This is a genomic window from Rhodococcus sp. no. 34 (genome assembly GCF_054589475.1).
In genome coordinates this window covers 52,315-69,453 of record NZ_BAAILK010000038.1, presented here as the reverse complement: position 1 = coordinate 69,453, position 17,139 = coordinate 52,315, and the positions used below count along the sequence as shown (strand labels likewise).

Here is a 17,139-nt window from a genome sequence, read left to right as displayed (position 1 = left end):
CGAGTAAGTACAGAAAGTGCAGGTCGCAAATGCCGGATAGAAGTGCGGTGGGGTAGCGACTAGGCTCGAGCCGTGAACCGACGGACAAAAATTGTATGCACACTTGGACCTGCGACAGCTTCTGGCGACCGCATCCGTGAGCTCGTGGAGAGCGGCATGGACGTGGCGCGCCTCAACTTCAGCCACGGCGAGCATGCCGATCACGAAGAAAACTACATTCGCGTCCGCGCCGCGTCGGACGCCACCGGAAAGGCCGTCGGTGTTCTCGCCGACCTTCAGGGGCCCAAGATTCGCCTCGGCCGATTCAAGGACGAGCGGACCACCTGGGCCAACGGTGAAGAGGTTCGTATCACCGTCGACGACGTCGAGGGAACGCACGATCGCGTCGGGACCACGTACAAGGAATTGGCGCGCGACGCCAAGGCCGGCGATCGACTGCTGGTCGACGACGGAAAGGTCGGCCTGGTCGTCACGTCCATCGACGGCAACGACGTCGTCTGTCGGGTCACCGAAGGCGGTCCGGTCAGCAACAACAAGGGCCTCTCACTGCCCGGTATGAACGTCTCCGTTCCAGCCCTGTCGGGCAAGGACATCGCCGACCTCGAGTTCGCTCTCAAGTTGGGCGTCGACTTCATTGCACTCTCCTTCGTTCGCTCACCGGCGGACGTCGAATTGGTTCACGCCATCATGGATCGAGTCGGGCGCCGCGTTCCCGTCATCGCGAAGCTCGAGAAGCCCGAGGCCATCGACAATCTCGAAGCCATCGTGCTCGCGTTCGACGCCGTCATGGTCGCCCGCGGTGACCTCGGTGTCGAGTTGCCGCTCGAGCAGGTCCCGCTCGTTCAGAAGCGCGCAATCCAGATTGCTCGTGAGAACGCGAAGCCGGTCATCGTCGCGACGCAGATGCTCGAGTCGATGATCGAGAACTCACGTCCCACTCGCGCAGAGGCATCCGATGTCGCCAACGCCGTTCTCGACGGCGCCGACGCAGTCATGCTCTCGGGCGAGACTTCGGTGGGCAAGTACGTCATGGAAACCGTTCGCACCATGGCCCGCATCGTCGAGGCCGTCGAGAACGAATCAACCCGTGTCCCACCGTTGACCCACGTCCCGCGCACCAAGCGCGGTGTCATCTCGTACGCAGCACGCGACATCGGCGAACGTCTCGACGCCAAGGCCTTGGTTGCGTTCACTCAGTCCGGTGACACGGTGCGTCGACTGGCTCGTCTGCACACGCCGCTGCCGTTGCTCGCCTTCACACCGCTGCCCGCGGTGCGCAGTCAGCTGACGCTGACGTGGGGAACCGAGACGTTCCTGGTCGATGCGGTGGCCACCACCGACGAGATGGTGCGTCAGGTGGACAGTGCGTTGCTCTCCCTCGGGCGGTACGTCAAGGGCGACCTCGTGGTCATCGTTGCCGGATCCCCTCCGGGAACTGTCGGTTCCACCAACCTCATTCACGTCCACCGTATCGGCGAAGAGGACCACTGAGTGACCCACGCGAACGCGTCCACCGACCTCGGTACTCTCCTCGGTCTGTTGGATCTGGAGCAGATCGGTGAAGACGCGTTCCGTGGATACCACCCGAAACAGGTAGGTTCGCGGACGTTCGGCGGTCAGTTGGTGTCTCAGGCACTGATGGCCGCCGGGCGGACCGTCGACGGTGATCGCCCCATCCATGCGGTGAATGCCCATTTCATTCGCGGCGGAGATGTCAAGGCGCCCATCGAGTATCGGGTGGATCGTCATCGCGACGGGCGGGCGTTCGCCAACCGTCAGGTGACTGCCTATCAGGGTGAGAACGAATTGTTCGTGATGCTCGCGGCGTTCCAGGACTCCGGCAAGGGGCTCGACCATGCTGTCGAGATCCCGGATGTTCCACTTCCGGAGTCGTTGCCTCCCATCGGCGATCATTTGGTGGGGTACGAGGAAAAACTGCCGCATTTCAGTGCGGCGCTCAAGCCGATCGACATGCGGTACGCCAACGATCCGGCGTGGATCCTCAAGGGCACCGGCGAGAAACTCAACCACAATCGGGTGTGGATGCGCCCCGACGGTGATCTGCCGGACGATTCGCTCATTCACGCTGCGACGCTGGCATATTCGTCCGACACCACCGTGCTCGATTCGATTCTGACCACTCATGGTTTGTCCTGGGGTCATGATCGTATCGTCGCGGCGACGGTCAATCATTCGATCTGGTTCCATCGCCCGTTCCGGTTCACCGACTGGGTTCTGTACGCCACCGAATCGCCGGTCGCCGCAGGTTCGCGCGGTCTGGCAACCGGACGGTACTTCTCGGTGGAAGGACTGCTGTTGGCGACGGTGGTCCAAGAAGGAATGATCAGGCATTTCCCGCGCAAAGGGGAATGAGATGCGGGCCCGAGACTGAACTCGGGCCCAGAATCAAGCAGACTTGCGATATTGCGGTGAGAGTTCGTCGGCGCGGTCCCACGGAGACCAGTCGACTTCGCGTCCATCGAGTTGGGCCGCAACAACTTCCAAGCCCGCGTGCCAGCCGGCAGCGTGGGCGTACGCGGACTCTTCGTCTTCCATCGTGTGGGTGAGGGTCAGCCAGCAACCGCCGGTGCCGTCCGGTGCCAGTTCCCAATGCAGAGTATCTGCGTCCCAGAGGAATTCGAGAATTCGGTGCGGGTGGACGCTGATGACCGTCCCGCGCGTCACGTGATCTGCTGGCAGTCCGAATCGCTCGACTTGTTCCGGGGTCACCTTGAACAGCAGATCCGCGCCTGGAGTGAGATTGAAATCGACGTCCGCCGGGAACCAGGCGTCGAGGTACTCGCGTTCCGTTATCACTTTCCAGACCTTGTCCGGTGCGTGCGGAATTGCCAGTTGGAAGCTCAGTGACACCCGACCGTCATAGGTCAGGTTTATCTTGCCGTTGTCCATCGGTGCCTCCAATGCTTGGTGCCCGTGCGGTTGCCCCCATCGTGCCATCTAATTGCTTGGGATGGAATAACTGCAGGTCAGATCGTTACCTATTGATAGGTTATGTCGATTTGTCTCGTTTTGAGAGCGGCGTTCCGGATGCGTTTCGTGGCAGTGAGACAAACGCGCGGTACGCTGACCACGCACGACTGGCGCGGGTGGGAATTACCACCGGGGAGTGCACATCGCGAGGCATCGACCGCCTGGGTGCTTCACACATCTTGTGTGAAGGGGATCCATGTCTATCGAGAATCGGCCCACCGAAAATCTGTCTACCGAAAATCTGCCCAGCCAGAACGTGGCCGCTCGAATAATCGACGGACGCGCAATTGCCGATGCTGCGCTCGCGGACCTGTCAGTGCGCACCAGGCAGTTTCGTGATGAGGCGGGGCACGTTCCTTGCCTGGCCGCCGTCATCGTGGGAGCGGACCCGGCCTCGAAGGCGTATGTACAGATGAAGGCCAAACGATCTGTCGCCGTCGGAATGACGTCGCGGACGGTCGAACTCCCGGTGAGTACAACCACCGAAGAACTGGTCGACGTGCTGAGAGCGTTGTCGGCGGACCCTTCGATCGACGGCATACTGCTGCAACACCCGGCGACAGGCCACATCGACGAACGGGCCGCGTTCGATGCCATCTCGGCCGACAAAGACGTTGACGGCGTTACCTCGGCAGCGTTCGCGGCAATGGCGTTGACCGGTGGGGGATTCGAATCATGTACACCGAGTGGCATCCTGCGCCTGCTCGACGCCACAGGCGTCGAACTCACCGGAAAGCATGCTGTCGTGGTCGGCCGAAGCCCGATACTCGGATTGCCGATGGGAATGCTCCTCCTGCGTCGAGGCGCAACGGTGACATACTGCCATTCGCGCACCGTCGACCTGGCCGCCCACGTCGCCTCGGCAGACGTCGTCATCGCGGCCGTCGGTGTTCCGGAACTGATCAAAGGGACGTGGATCAAGCCTGGGGCAGTGGTGATCGATGCGGGGTACAACGAGGGCAACGTCGGAGATGTGGAGTACGCCGCTGCGCTCCCACATGCCGGTGCGATCACACCGGTGCCGGGTGGCGTCGGCCCCATGACGGTGGCAGTCCTGCTGGAACAAACACTGGCAGCAGCAGTTCGAGCAGCGGAAGTTCGGGCATGTAGTGAAAATCATGACAGTCGTGTTGAACCGGACCCCGCAATCGCCTCGGATCGATTGTGAGACCTCGGTTTCGAGACGGAGTATTCATCCGCCCCGCGATTACCGAATTACCGCGTCGAGCACCGCTGCGCTGGAATGGCTGAGCTGAGCGCGCAATTGGGTATTCGACAGTCAGCTGTCTGCCTTGGGGATGTCGATCGTCAACTGGGACGGTGAATCGGATGTCGATACGGTGTATGCCGGACGGATGTCGACCGTGCCGACAAACGACTGCAGGATCGCACTGTTCCTGGCTGCACTGTCTATGCGCGTGATGTTTTCGCCCTCGTGAGACACGGAGTTGAGCGACGAATCCGATTGGACTCCCATCAGGTCGACTTGAAGTATCGATCGACTTCCGACGTCCACGACTGTGCTGTCACCCGCTCGGATTGCTTCACTGACGTATTCGGTTTTCCAGAACACTGATCCATTTCCGTCGAATCGGTAGGTGATTCGGGTGAAACCATCGTGATCGGTTACGTCGATCTCGGTCACGTCGACGCGCGGATTCGGTGAAGGGATCTCCGTGTCGTTCGGGAACGGAGCAAGCGTGGAGATCTCGGTTGGTGGGGCATCGATCGGGGGAGTGCCGACCTGAAGGGTGCCTGTCTGTGTTGCAGCATCAAGGACGGTCTGGGTGGAAGATTCGCCGGCAGTGTTGGATTCGCCGGCAGTGTCGGATTGGCCGTCTGTTTGACACCCGGTGAGCAGCGCGAGAATCGATATGGCTCCGAGCAGAGCAATCAGGCGACGACCGTTCATGGATCGAATCTAACGGCGGTCGATCTGGGGTACAGCCGAATGCCGAAACCTTGCGGTGCGGCCAGCTGCGGCAGGTGGTGCCCTCGGTGAGACTCGAACTCACACTGGACGGGTTTTGAATCCGTTTCCTCTGCCAATTGGGATACGAGGGCTTGTTGCGATGACTACATTAGAAGATGCGATTTCAATGTCAAACACCGGTACCCTCTAATCGTTCGCGTCTCGTGTCGGGGCGGTTCGATGGAGGAGGATGGTGGCCATGAATTCGCCGCAGCCGCAAGGCAATCAGCTCGCACCCCGTCGTGTTGTCGTCGCTGAAGACGAGGCGTTGATCCGCATGGATCTGGTCGAGATGCTCCGCGAAGAGGGCTACGACGTCGTCGGTGAGGCGGGTGACGGGCAGGTCGCGGTGGAGTTGGCCGAGTCGCTCAAGCCTGATCTGGTCATCATGGACGTGAAAATGCCCAGGAGAGACGGCATCGACGCCGCTTCGGAGATTGCCGCCAAACGCATCGCTCCTGTTGTCATTCTCACAGCGTTCAGTCAGCGCGAGTTGGTCGAGCGCGCACGCGATGCCGGCGCCATGGCTTACTTGGTCAAGCCGTTCTCGATCAGTGACCTCGTTCCCGCTGTCGAATTGGCGGTCAGTCGTTTCCGCGAGGTGACGGCGCTCGAGCGTGAGGTCGCTGATCTTTCGGACCGGCTCGAAGCACGCAAGCTGATCGAGCGAGCCAAGAGTGTTCTGATGGTTCGCCAAGCGCTCACCGAACCTGAGGCGTTCAAGTGGATTCAGCGCGCCGCGATGGATCGGCGCTCCACGATGAAGGCGGTCGCACAGGTCGTACTGGAAACTCTGGGCGGTGAACCGGACGCTTGAGCAAAGTGTCCGGGTTATCCGGCTGCACTGAGTGGCTGCGTCGCCCGTCGAAACGTCGCGCAGCGCTACAGCCGTGTAAACACTGTGCACCTTCAGATAACAGTCAGGTCACAGGGCTTTCTTGAAGGATCGCGAAACGGTTCCAAGGTCTAGCGTCTGATCCCACAGCGAGCGCCAGTTCGGGTGGCGCGAGCACCGGCTGATCTTAGGAGCGTGGGATGGCTAGACGAACACTTGTGCGTACTGCTGCAGTTCTCGGCGCGGCATCACTGGCACTTGCAGGCTGTAGCTCGGACAAGTCGGATGACTCGTCTTCGAGTGGCTCTACGTCCGGCGCTTCTGCCGCGACGACATCCGTCACGACTGATTGCACCCCGGAGCAGGCCAAGGCCGGCGCCACCCCGTCCACGGAAGCGCTGCGCATCGGCACGCTTCTTCCCGATACAGGCAGCTTGTCCTTCCTCGGGCCGCCGATGGTCGCGGGCACCCAGCTGGGAGTCAACGACGTCAATGCAGCCGGAGGCGTTCTCGGCCAACCGGTCCAGCTGATTCCCGGCGATTCGGGTGACACCACAACGGACACCGCCAATACCACCGTCGACCGCGAATTGGCTGCAGGCACTCAGGTCATCGTCGGCGCCGCGTCGTCCTCGGTCTCGCTCAAGGTGATCGACAAGATCGCCAGCGCAGGCGTCGTGATGTTCTCGCCTGCCAACACCTCGGACCAATTCGTCTGCTACCCCGACAAGGGCATGTACTTCCGCACCGCTCCGACGGACGTACTGCAGGCTCAGGCCGTCGCACAGCTCATTTCGGACGACGGTGGTCAGCGCGTAGCGATCATGGCCCTCAACGACCCGTACGGGACGGGTCTGGCGGACAACATCGAAAAGAATCTGATCGATTCGGGTGTCCCCTCCGATCAGATCGAGAAGATCATCTACGACCCGAACGCGCAGTCGTTCAACTCCGAAGTCGATCAAGTCAAGAACTTCAATCCGGATGCAGTGGCATTGGTGGGCTTCGAGGAGTCGGCGAAGATCATCACGCGCATGCACGAAGTGGGCATCGGCCCGTCGGACGGAATGGCGATGTACGGCGTCGACGGCAACATGGGTAACGCTCTCGGCGAATCCGTGGCGAAGCCGTTGCTCGACACCATGCAGGGAACCACGCCCCTGACGGACGTCGGAGCTGCCTTCCAGGATCGTTTGAAGGCTGTGAACCCCTCTCTGATCGACTTCAACTACGCCGGAGAGTCGTACGACGCGGTGGTGATCTCAGCGCTCGCTGCCGAGCAGGCGAAGTCGACGGCCGGTACCGACATCGCGGCCAACATCAACAGCGTCACCGAAGGCGGCACCAAGTGCACGTCCTACGTCGAGTGCCTGCCGTTGGTGAAGGCGGGAACCGACATCGACTACGACGGCATCACCGGTGAGTTGGACTTCAACGATTCGGGGGAGCCGTCCATCGGTTCGTACGGAAAGCTCAAGTTCGGCCCTGAGAACACCCTGACCACAGAAGGATTCGTGGTGGTGGGCAAGTAAGTCGTGGGCAAGTAAGCAGCCAACGAGAATGGGCCAGGGTCGCGAGACCCTGGCCCATTCTCGTGTCTGTCCTACTTCTCTTTGCTTCCGGCGAGCGTTCCCAAGTACAACTCGATCACCTTGGGGTCGTTCATCAGATTGGCGCCGGTGTCGGTGTACGCGTTCTTACCCTGATCGAGTACGTAACCGCGGTCGCAGATCTGAAGGCAGCGGCGCGCGTTCTGCTCGACCATGATGACCGAGACACCCGCAGCATTGATCTTCTTGCAGCGGATGAACACCTCGTCCTGGAACATGGGGGACAGGCCCGCGGACGGTTCGTCGAGCAGCAGCACCGACGGATCCATCATCAGGGCCCGGCCCATCGCGACCATCTGGCGTTCGCCGCCGGAGAGTGCGCCGGCCTTCACCTTTCGTCGTTCACTCAGAAGAGGGAACAGTTCACTCACGAAGGCGAATCGTTCCGCGAATGCCTTGGGCCGCAGATAAATGCCCATCTCGAGGTTTTCTTCGATGGTCAGAGTCTGAAAGACGTTCTGTGTCTGAGGGACGTACCCGACTCCCTTCTGAACGAGGACGTGAGCGGGCGCAGACGTGATGTTGTCCTCGCGTAGGGTGACCGACCCTTCGCGTACCGGTATCAGTCCGAACAGTGATTTCAGGAGTGTCGATTTGCCTGCGCCGTTCGGTCCGATGATCCCGACGATTTCCCCTTCCTTCAGGAAGAAGTTGCATTCACGCAGGATGTTGACGCCGGGAATGTAGCCCGCGACGAGGCTGTCGGCGCGGAGCAGGGCACCTGCCGACAGTCGCTGATGCTCCTCGGCCGTCGCGGCGAACTCTGCAGGCGTGAGTGAACGTGCGTGGTTCTCGCTCATGGCTTCTCGTGCCTTCCGCGCGGTTCCTCGGGACTCGATTCCAGCGTCGCGGCGAGATCGGCCGGAAGGTTGTCGACGTCGGGTTCCGACAGGTCCCCGCCCGACTCGAGGGTTTCGACCTCAGCTTCAGCGAGGGCGGCGGCCAGAACGGCCGTCTCGCCCACCGGATTTCCGTTGTCGTCGAACTCGAGGGCCTGGTCATGGTGGCTGCCCAGATATGCGTCGACGACGGCAGTATTGGACGAGAGCTCGTCCGGGGTGGATTCGGCGATGACGCTGCCCTGCGCCATGACCACCACCCAATCGCTGATATCTCGGATCACGTCCATGTCGTGCTCGACGAACACGACGGTCATTCCGTCGTCGCGCAATGACTTGATGTGTCCGAGCAGGCTTTGCGTCAGAGCAGGATTGACCCCAGCCATCGGTTCGTCGAGCATCACCACCGAGGGCGAGGTCATGAGTGCGCGAGCCATTTCGAGCAGTTTGCGCTGCCCACCGGAGAGTGAACCGGCGAGGTCGTCTGCCTTGGTGTCGAGTTTGAATCGTGCGAGGAGTTCGTTGGCGCGATCGGTGATCTCGCGTTCCTGGCCTTTCCAGATCCACGGGACGAGAGATGCAAAAATGCGTTCACCACGTTGGCCGGTGGCACCGAGACGTACGTTGTCCAGCACGGTGAGTTTGGAGAGCGCCTTGGTCAACTGGAACGTCCGTACCACTCCTTTCCTGGCTACCTGGTGGGGATACATGCGGCCCAGCGATTGACCGTCCATCGACCACGTACCGGTGTCCGGCCGGTCGAATCCGGTAAGGAGGTTGAAGAGCGTCGTTTTTCCGGCACCGTTGGGACCGATCAGACCCGTGATGCACCCTCGTTGAATTTCGAGGTGATCGACGTCGACGGCCTTGAGACCGCCGAACGTCCGCGAGACGTTGTCAGCGACCAACACCGGGTCGGGTTTCGCCGATCCGGGAAGGTGAGGAACGTCGGCAAAGATCTGTGCTCTGGTATCGGCGTCAAGCATTGAGTTGCACCTCCCGCTTGTTACCCAGTATTCCCTGCGGTCTGAAGACCATCAGGAGAGCAATCATCAATCCGAGCAGGACATACCTGGTGGCTCCGACCTGTTGTTCGGTCAGCGAGAGCAGCGGATTCTCGCCGGAGATCGCCTGACGCAACAAGGCGTCGGGAATGGCCAGGAGGAACCAGAACAACATCGCGCCGACCACCGGGCCGAACACCGTTGCCGCCCCGCCCAGAATCAGTGCGCCGAACGCGAAGAACGTCTGCGCGGTCGAGTAGAAATCCGGGTTGATGGACTTGGTCTGCAGGGCGTTGAACACCCCGGCTAGACCACCGATCACGCCGCCGAGAACCAGCGCCTGCATCTTGTACACGAACACGTTCTTGCCCAACGATCGCGCTGCGTCCTCGTCTTCGCGTACCGCCTTGAGGACGCGCCCCCACGGACTGTGCGTCAACAGGTAGACGAATCCGCACAAGATCAAGACCAGCGTCCACCCCACGACCATCGACCAGAGGTCGTCTCCGTAGAACTTCACGCCGAGAAATGAGTACTGCTTGGCCGAGTCGAAGGGGCTCAGTGCGGTGAACGGGTCTGCGAAACCGAACAGGCCATTGGTGGAACCGGTCACCGAATCCGACGCGGTCGAACGGAAGATCAGACGCAGGATCTCCGAGGCCGCGATGGTGACGATGGCGAGATAGTCGGCGCGCAGACGCAGCGTCGGAATACCGAGCACGAGCGCGAGAAGGCCGGCTGCGGTGAGTCCGACGAGGATGCCGAGCCACAACGGCTGGTCGTAGGTCACGGTCATGATGCCGACGCCGTAGCCGCCGAGAAGGGCAAAACCGATCTGACCGAAATTGAGCAGTCCGGCGTAGCCGAAGTGCAGGTTCAACCCGATTGCCAACAGTGCGTAGAAGATTGCCGACGGCCCGATCAGCTGGGCGAAGGAAACCTGGAAAGCTCCCATGATGTCCATATTCGTCACCCGATCCTTTGTCTGGATCCGAGGATGCCCTGAGGGCGAACCACGAGGATCACGATCAAGACGAGAAGTCCGCCGATGTATTTGAGGTCTGGGTTGATGATGAGCGTCGAGAGTTGGACCAGAAGTCCGACGATGACGCAGCCGAGTAGCGCTCCGTACGCGGTTCCCAGACCACCGAGTGTGATTCCGGCGAACATGAGCAGCAACAGTTTGAAGCCCATTTCCCACTGGACGCGTCCGCCGAGTTCGGAGATACCGAACAGCACGCCGCCGAGTGCGGCCAATCCGCCGCCGAGACCCCAGACGAACATGATCACGCGCTCGACGTTGATTCCGGACGAAGCGGCGAGGTCCCGATTGTCGGAGACGGCGCGCATGGCCTTTCCGATGCGAGTCTTCTGCAGAAGCAGTGCGACGCCGACCAGGACGACCAGACTGACGATCATGACTATCGCGTTGGCGTCGGTCAGTGCGATCGGGCCCCAGTTCTTCTCGACCTGGCCCTGGTAGTCGTCGAACGGTTCGGCGCGGTCGGAGAAGAAGATCAGGATCAAGTAGCGCAATGAAATCGCGAGACCGATCGAGACCACCAATTGCGCGATCAACCCGGTCTTGCGCTTACGCAGTGGTTTCCAGACGATTCCGTTGGTCAGCAGGCCGATGCCGATGCCGACGAAGATCGCGAGGATCGTGGCGGGAATCAGCGGAACGCCGAAGGACGTGTTGATCACCCAGGCAGCAACGGCTCCCAACGTCACCATCTCGCCGTGAGCGAAGTTGGTCAGGCCAGTGGTGCCGTAGATCAGGCTCAAACCCACACCGGCGATCGCGATCACGAGGCCGAACCGCAGACCGTCGACCGTCGTGCGGATCAGCTTCTCGCCGAAGCTGACATTCGAGGCGGTACGTACCTCGCCGAACGAGAAGATCACGGTGTTCGCGCGGCCGGCCACCACCTCGCGTTCGACAGCGGCTTGCACACTGACCCCGTCGGGAAGTGTGTCGGCAACGATCTCGAAGGTGTAGGTGCCCGGTGCCACGGCCAGTTCCCAACGGCCGTTCGATGCCGATTCTCCGGTGGCGACTTCCGTGCCGGAAGAATCGAGTGCACGGACGGTGACGCCCTCGAGGCGTGTGCCGCCGTTGTTGAGATTGCCGCTGACGGGGACAGCGTTGTCGGGAACCGGTGCTGTCGGTGTTGCGGATGCTGTCGGGGTCGGCGGTGTAGGGGAAGTGGTCGGTTCCTGAGCCGAAGCAATTCCGGCCAGGCTGAGTAATGCGAAGAACGTCAGTAATGCAAAGGCCAGTAGTCGGCTGAGTGTCGCGAGGGTCTGCCGTTTCACTACGGGTGGGGCCACGTACGTCCTCCGAGCGGGTCGGGAATAGCGCGTCTGGACAAAGGTGCCGCGCAGCACAGGGATTGTTTCGTTGCTGCGATTTCCGGACTCTAACGGCTCCGTTCGCTTCAGATGGGGTTCTGAGATTTCCGGGATGTTTCGGTTCCGTATCGAAGGCCGAAGGCTGCATCAATTGTCCGATTCTTGTGTCTGTTCCTGCGTAAACAACGGCGAAGGCGTCGATGTCGGTCGCGATCCCTAGACTGATGAACCGTGAGCCCCGCAACCACAACTCGGTCCAGCACGTCCACCGCTTCAGCCGGCACCACCGGCAAGGCGGACGATCGCCCTCTTCTGATGCTTCTCGACGGGCATTCGTTGGCATTTCGCGCCTTCTATGCGCTGCCTGCAGAGAACTTCAAGACACACAGTGGGCAGGCCACCAACGCGGTGTACGGCTTCACGTCGATGTTGATCAACCTTCTTCGTGACGAGCAGCCCACCCACTTGGCCGCGGCTTTCGACGTGTCGCGTCAGACGTTTCGCGCCGACCTGTTCCCCGAATACAAGGCGCAGCGCGCGAAGGCTCCGGACGAATTCAAGGGCCAGATCGACATCACCAAGGACGTTCTCGGCGCGCTGGGCATCCCGGTCATGGCCGAGGAAGGTTTCGAAGCCGACGACGTGATCGCCACCTTGACCACGCAGGCGGAGGCACTCGGATACCGGGTTCTCGTCGTGACCGGTGACCGTGACTCGCTGCAACTGGTGACCGACAACGTCACTGTGCTCTACCCGAAGAAGGGCGTCTCGGAGCTCACCCGATTCACACCGACGGCCGTCGAGGAGAAGTACAGCCTCAGCCCGTCGCAGTATCCGGATTTTGCTGCCCTGCGCGGCGACCCGAGTGACAACCTCCCCGGCATCCCCGGCGTCGGCGAGAAGACCGCCACCAAGTGGATCCGTGAGTACGGCGACCTGCAGGGACTGGTAGACAACGTGGACAAGGTCCGCGGCAAGGTGGGCGACTCACTGCGGGAGAACCTCGCGAACGTCTTGCTCAATCGTCAGCTCACCGAAATGGTTCGCGACGTTCCCTTGCCGTACACGCCCGAGCAGTTGGTGTTGGCCCCGTGGGACCGCGAGAAGATTCATGCGTTGTTCGACGATCTCGAGTTCAAGGTTCTCCGCGATCGACTGTTCGCGACCCTGTCGTCGTCCGAGCCCGAAGCAGAGGAAGGGTTCGAGGTCAGCGGCGACGCACTCGCCCCGGGTGCGGTTGCCGCGTGGCTCGACGCCCACGCGCGAACCGGTGAGCGTCACGGCGTGACGGTGCTCGGAACCAGAACTCCGTTCGCCGGCGACGTCACTGCACTCGCGATCGCGGCCTCCGACGGTGAATGTGCATACATCGCGGCGTCGACGGCAACACCGGAAGACGAAGCAGCTCTCGGTGATTGGCTCGCCGACGCATCGCAGCCGAAGGCGCTGCACGAAGCCAAGTGGGCGATCCATGCTCTGCGTGGGCGTGGTTGGACGCTCGGTGGACTGACCAGCGACACTGCTCTGGCCGCGTACCTCGTCCGGCCGGGCCAGCGCAGCTTCAATCTCGACGACCTCTCGCTCCGCTACCTCAAGCGTGAACTGCGCGCCGAAACATCCGGCCAGGAACAGCTTTCACTGCTCGACGACACCGAGCAGCTCGATGCCGAAGCGGCCGAGACCGCGATGCTCAGCGCTCAGGCCGTTCTCGACTTGGCAGCTGCACTCGACACCGAGTTGGAGTCGATCGAGTCCAAGTCGCTCCTCTCCGACATGGAACTGCCGTTGACGATCGAGCTCGCTCAGATCGAGGCCACCGGCATCGCCGTCGACAGCGCGCATCTGCACGATCTTCAGAGCCGTTTCGCCTCCCAGGTCGCCGACGCCGCAAACTCCGCCTACGAGGTGATCGACAAGCAGATCAACCTGGGTTCGCCGAAGCAACTGCAGGTGGTCTTGTTCGAAGAACTCGACATGCCCAAGACGAAGAAGACGAAGACGGGCTACACCACCGACGCCGAGGCGTTGCAGGGTCTGTTCGACAAGACAGGACACCCGTTCCTCGAACACCTTCTCGCGCATCGTGATGCGACGCGTATGAAGGTGACCGTCGACGGTCTTCTCAAGGCCGTAGCCGAAGACGGACGCATTCACACGACGTTCAATCAGACGGTTGCCGCGACCGGACGCCTGTCGTCGACCGATCCGAACTTGCAGAACATCCCGGTGCGAAACGACGCGGGGCGCGAGATTCGCGACGGATTCGTAGTCGGGCAAGGGTTCGACGTTCTGCTCACTGCCGACTACAGCCAGATCGAAATGCGCATCATGGCGCACGTGTCAGGCGACGAGGGGCTGATCGAGGCATTCAACACCGGTGAGGACCTGCACAGTTTTGTCGGCTCGCGTGCATTCGGTGTACCGATCGAAGAGGTGACTCCCGAACTGCGTCGCCGGGTCAAGGCGATGTCGTACGGTCTGGCCTACGGGCTCAGTGCCTACGGATTGGCGTCGCAGCTGAAGATTTCGACCGAAGAAGCGAAGCAGCAGATGGATGCGTACTTCGCTCGTTTCGGCGGCGTGCGGGATTACCTCCACGCGGTGGTCGAGCAGGCACGTAAGGACGGCTACACCTCGACGCTCTACGGTCGTCGTCGCTACCTGCCGGACCTCAACAGCGACAACCGTCAGCGTCGTGAGGTTGCCGAACGTGCTGCCCTCAATGCGCCGATCCAGGGCACTGCGGCCGACATCATCAAGGTGGCGATGATCAATGTGCAGAAGGCTCTCGCCGACGCCGGATTGACGTCGCGCATGCTGTTGCAGGTGCACGACGAATTGGTGCTCGAAGTGGTTGCCTCCGAGTTGGAGGAGGTCACCGCGCTGGTCAAGGACAAGATGGCCACAGCCATCGAGCTGTCGGTACCCCTGGATGTTTCGGTGGGAACCGGTCGAAGCTGGGACAGCGCGGCTCACTAGGCAGCAACGAAAAAGGCTGGGCCGGAATCGACTTCGATTCCGGCCCAGCCATTTCACGCTATTCAGCAGATGCGGTCTGCTCTGCGATCTGCTTGCGGACCTCGTCCATGTCGAGTGCCTTGACCTGAGTGACGAGCTCTTCGAGCTGAGCGGCGGGAAGCGCGCCGGCCTGGTTGAACACGAGTACGCCTTCGCGGAAGGCCATGATCGTGGGGATGGAGCGGATGTTGGCGGCCGCTGCGATTCCCTGCTCGGCCTCGGTGTCGACCTTGGCGTGAACGACGTCGGCATGCTTCTCCGAAGAGGCTTCGAACGTCGGTGCGAACTGGCGGCACGGGCCGCACCAGGAGGCCCAGAAGTCCACGAGGACGACGTCGCTGCCGTTGATCGTTTCGTCGAAGTTCTGCTGGGTGAGTGTCTGGGTGGCCACAGGGGTCCTTTCCATTGTGCGGGCTGTTGGTGTGTGCAACGCCCCGGAACCGCTGATTCTTCCCTGAGCCGATTTCAGCTTGCGTTCTCGGTCGCCCGAAACGTCCGGCGGTAGGCCTGCGGCGTGGTGCAACGCAGACGAATGAAGTGCTGGCGAAGCACGGCACCGCCGCCGAATCCGACGCGTTCTGCGATGACGTCGACGGAGAGGTCGGAATTCTCGAGGAGGTGTTGGGCGGCCAGTACTCGCTGATCGCTGAGCCAGCGGGCGGGGGTTGTTCCCGTTTCCGCTTGGAAACGGCGCGCGAACGTGCGCGCGGACATGTTCGCGCGGGCCGCGACCATGCCCACAGTGAGGTCGAGGGCGAGGTTCTCCGTCATCCAGTCGAGTAGCGGGGCAAGGGTTGCACTCGGCGTCGAGGCGAGGGGAGTGGCAACGTACTGGGCTTGCCCACCGTCACGATGGGGCGGCACCACCATCCTTCTCGCGATGCCATTGGCAACGCGAGAACCCTGTTCTTTTCGGACGATGTGCAGGCACAGGTCGATTCCTGCCGCGGTGCCTGCGCTGGTGAACACCGGATCTTCGTCCACGTACAACACGTCCGGATCGACCTTGGCTTCCGGATACGTCTGGGCAAGCCTCTCTGCATGCCGCCAATGCGTCGTGCATCGCCTTCCGTCCAGTAGTCCAGCCGCCCCGAGGACGAACGCTCCGGTGCACAGACTCGCCACCTTGGCGCCCCGGGCTACGGCCTCGTTGAGTTTGACCAACAGGGGATCGACACTCGAGTCGGGACTCGGTGAGCACATGTACGCGTCGCCGGCGTCGTAGGTTCCGCCGGCGGACACGACGATGAGATCGGCGTCGTCGAGAGAATCGAGGTTGTACGGAACATCGATGTTGTAACCGAACCGCGTTCGGATCGGGCCCGGAACTGCGGCGATCAGCGAGAAGTCGTACGTGGGGAGGCCGTCGTCGGATCGGTCGAAGCCGAAGACTTCACATGCCACGCCGAGTTCGAACGCCTCGGTCATCGGCATCAGTGGGACCACCACTTTCGCGAGCATCTTTCGAGTGTGACAGAAAAACGGGAAAGTGGCAGAAAATCGTCCAAGTCTGGCTTTTCTGCCACTACTGCCACGTGGGACATTCCGTCAGGCTGGACACATGGCAATCATCGTCGTCAGCCTCTTGGTCCTACTGGTCCTGAACGTACTAGCTCTTGCCGGCCGAACGCCCGACACTCGTCACGACGTCAGTCCGCACGGAGACTTCACCCTTTGAGGGCAAGTCTGGCCTTTCAATACACCGCAGCTGCGGTGGTGTGGGGAGCCAGTTTCCTCTTCATGAAGATCGGGCTCGAAGGTCTGTCCTTCACGCAGGTAGTTCTGTGGCGCTTGGTCTTCGGTGCGCTCGCGCTGGTTCTCGTGTCAGCGGTCAGCCGGATCGGCCTACCGAGGGAATTTCGTGTCTGGAAGCACCTGGCTTTTCTCGCAGCGACGCAATGCATCGTTCCGTGGCTGCTGTTCAGTTGGGCCGAGCAAAACATGTCCTCGGGACTCGCGAGCATCTACAACGCCACCACGCCACTGATGACTATGGCTGTCTCCCTTGCCTTTCTGCCGGGGGAGACGCTGACGCGATACAAGTCGCTGGGGTTGCTTCTCGGATTCGGTGGGGTGCTGATCGTATTGGCGCCGTGGAATCTCGGCGTTGGCGGAAGTGTGAGTGCTCAGGTCGCTTGCCTGGGAGCGACTGCGTCGTACGGGATTTCGTTTGTCTACCTCAGGCGTTTCGTGCTTCCTCTCGGCGTCGACACTCGTACGGTCGCGCTATTACAGATCAGTATCGGAGCTTTCGTGATGGTTCTGGCCTCACCGGTCATCGCGAATAGACCGATGCACCTGACGCCGGCAATTGTCCTGTCGATGATCGCTCTGGGCGCACTGGGGACCGGGCTCGCATTCATCTGGAACACCAATGTCGTTCAGGGGTGGGGGCCGACTGCGGCGTCCACCGTCACTTATCTCAGTCCAGTGGTGGGCGTCGCTCTCGGCGCAATAGTCTTGAACGAAAGCGTTGGCTGGAATCAGCCGGTTGGTGCACTCGCGGTGATCGCGGGAA

General features: G+C 61.4%; 15 protein-coding genes, 1 tRNA gene and 1 riboswitch. Of the genes, 7 read left to right on the top strand and 9 right to left on the bottom strand.

Going from position 1 to position 17,139, the window contains the following annotated elements; translation table 11 throughout:
* Positions 1-72 precede the first annotated feature (72 nt).
* Entirely contained in the window at positions 73-1,491 is a 1,419-nt protein-coding gene (pyk, locus tag ACYP01_RS17200) for a pyruvate kinase (RefSeq protein ID WP_003944038.1), read from the top strand.
* A complete protein-coding gene (locus ACYP01_RS17195; protein ID WP_003944096.1) occupies positions 1,492-2,373 on the top strand; it encodes an acyl-CoA thioesterase in 882 nt (293 codons plus the stop codon).
* A gap of 33 nt (positions 2,374-2,406) precedes the next feature.
* On the opposite strand, the gene ACYP01_RS17190 is transcribed toward ACYP01_RS17195, so the two are convergent.
* Positions 2,407-2,910 carry an SRPBCC domain-containing protein gene (locus ACYP01_RS17190; protein ID WP_003944006.1) on the bottom strand — a complete coding sequence of 168 codons (504 nt, stop codon included), beginning with the start codon at positions 2,908-2,910 and terminating at the stop codon, positions 2,407-2,409.
* A 174-nt stretch (positions 2,911-3,084) separates the two neighbouring features.
* Positions 3,085-3,165: riboswitch (ZMP/ZTP riboswitch) on the top strand.
* A 22-nt stretch (positions 3,166-3,187) separates the two neighbouring features.
* On the opposite strand from ACYP01_RS17190, the gene ACYP01_RS17185 reads away from it, so the two are divergent.
* The gene (locus ACYP01_RS17185) at positions 3,188-4,159 is read left to right on the top strand and encodes a bifunctional 5,10-methylenetetrahydrofolate dehydrogenase/5,10-methenyltetrahydrofolate cyclohydrolase (RefSeq protein ID WP_459681413.1); all 972 of its coding nucleotides are present in this window, start codon (positions 3,188-3,190) and stop codon (positions 4,157-4,159) included.
* Positions 4,160-4,270: 111 nt separating this feature from the next.
* Here the strand turns inward: ACYP01_RS17185 and ACYP01_RS17180 are convergent, their stop codons facing one another.
* Entirely contained in the window at positions 4,271-4,903 is a 633-nt protein-coding gene (locus ACYP01_RS17180) for an AMIN-like domain-containing (lipo)protein (protein ID WP_459681411.1), read from the bottom strand.
* Between the two features lie 75 nt (positions 4,904-4,978).
* Positions 4,979-5,055 (bottom strand) — tRNA-Leu (locus ACYP01_RS17175).
* A gap of 107 nt (positions 5,056-5,162) precedes the next feature.
* Here ACYP01_RS17175 and ACYP01_RS17170 point away from each other — a divergent pair.
* Complete coding sequence (locus tag ACYP01_RS17170; RefSeq protein WP_003944029.1) at positions 5,163-5,780, top strand: ANTAR domain-containing response regulator; 618 nt, start codon at positions 5,163-5,165, stop codon at positions 5,778-5,780.
* 218 nt (positions 5,781-5,998) lie between these two features.
* Positions 5,999-7,330 (top strand): ABC transporter substrate-binding protein, encoded by a 1,332-nt coding sequence (locus ACYP01_RS17165; RefSeq protein WP_003944031.1) that lies wholly within the window; start codon positions 5,999-6,001, stop codon positions 7,328-7,330.
* 71 nt (positions 7,331-7,401) lie between these two features.
* Here ACYP01_RS17165 and ACYP01_RS17160 read toward each other — a convergent pair whose 3' ends face one another.
* Genes ACYP01_RS17160 through ACYP01_RS17145 form a run of 4 tightly spaced genes read right to left on the bottom strand, consistent with a single transcriptional unit; the run spans position 7,402 to position 11,531 of the window.
* On the bottom strand, positions 7,402-8,208 hold the full coding sequence (locus tag ACYP01_RS17160) for an ABC transporter ATP-binding protein (protein ID WP_007728720.1): 807 nt from the start codon (positions 8,206-8,208) through the stop codon (positions 7,402-7,404).
* The gene (locus ACYP01_RS17155) at positions 8,205-9,233 is read right to left on the bottom strand and encodes an ABC transporter ATP-binding protein (RefSeq protein ID WP_007728722.1); all 1,029 of its coding nucleotides are present in this window, start codon (positions 9,231-9,233) and stop codon (positions 8,205-8,207) included. Before ACYP01_RS17155 ends, ACYP01_RS17160 begins: the two co-directional genes overlap by 4 nt.
* Positions 9,226-10,215 carry a branched-chain amino acid ABC transporter permease gene (locus tag ACYP01_RS17150; protein ID WP_003944088.1) on the bottom strand — a complete coding sequence of 330 codons (990 nt, stop codon included), beginning with the start codon at positions 10,213-10,215 and terminating at the stop codon, positions 9,226-9,228. The genes ACYP01_RS17155 and ACYP01_RS17150 overlap by 8 nt, the downstream gene beginning before the upstream one ends.
* 5 nt (positions 10,216-10,220) lie before the next feature.
* Entirely contained in the window at positions 10,221-11,531 is a 1,311-nt protein-coding gene (locus ACYP01_RS17145; RefSeq protein ID WP_037126618.1) for a branched-chain amino acid ABC transporter permease, read from the bottom strand.
* Between the two features lie 303 nt (positions 11,532-11,834).
* Here ACYP01_RS17145 and polA point away from each other — a divergent pair, with 303 nt between their 5' ends.
* Complete coding sequence (polA, locus tag ACYP01_RS17140) at positions 11,835-14,582, top strand: DNA polymerase I (RefSeq protein ID WP_459681406.1); 2,748 nt, start codon at positions 11,835-11,837, stop codon at positions 14,580-14,582.
* A gap of 58 nt (positions 14,583-14,640) precedes the next feature.
* Here the strand turns inward: polA and trxA are convergent, their stop codons facing one another.
* Together trxA and ACYP01_RS17130 are read right to left on the bottom strand one after the other, a co-directional pair.
* Positions 14,641-15,012 (bottom strand): thioredoxin, encoded by a 372-nt coding sequence (gene trxA, locus ACYP01_RS17135; protein WP_003944106.1) that lies wholly within the window; start codon positions 15,010-15,012, stop codon positions 14,641-14,643.
* Positions 15,013-15,086: 74 nt separating this feature from the next.
* Entirely contained in the window at positions 15,087-16,082 is a 996-nt protein-coding gene (locus ACYP01_RS17130; RefSeq protein ID WP_003944097.1) for a helix-turn-helix domain-containing protein, read from the bottom strand.
* Between the two features lie 213 nt (positions 16,083-16,295).
* On the opposite strand from ACYP01_RS17130, the gene ACYP01_RS17125 reads away from it, so the two are divergent.
* The coding region (locus tag ACYP01_RS17125) for a DMT family transporter (RefSeq protein WP_459681403.1) at positions 16,296-17,139 on the top strand (844 nt) is incomplete at its 3' end.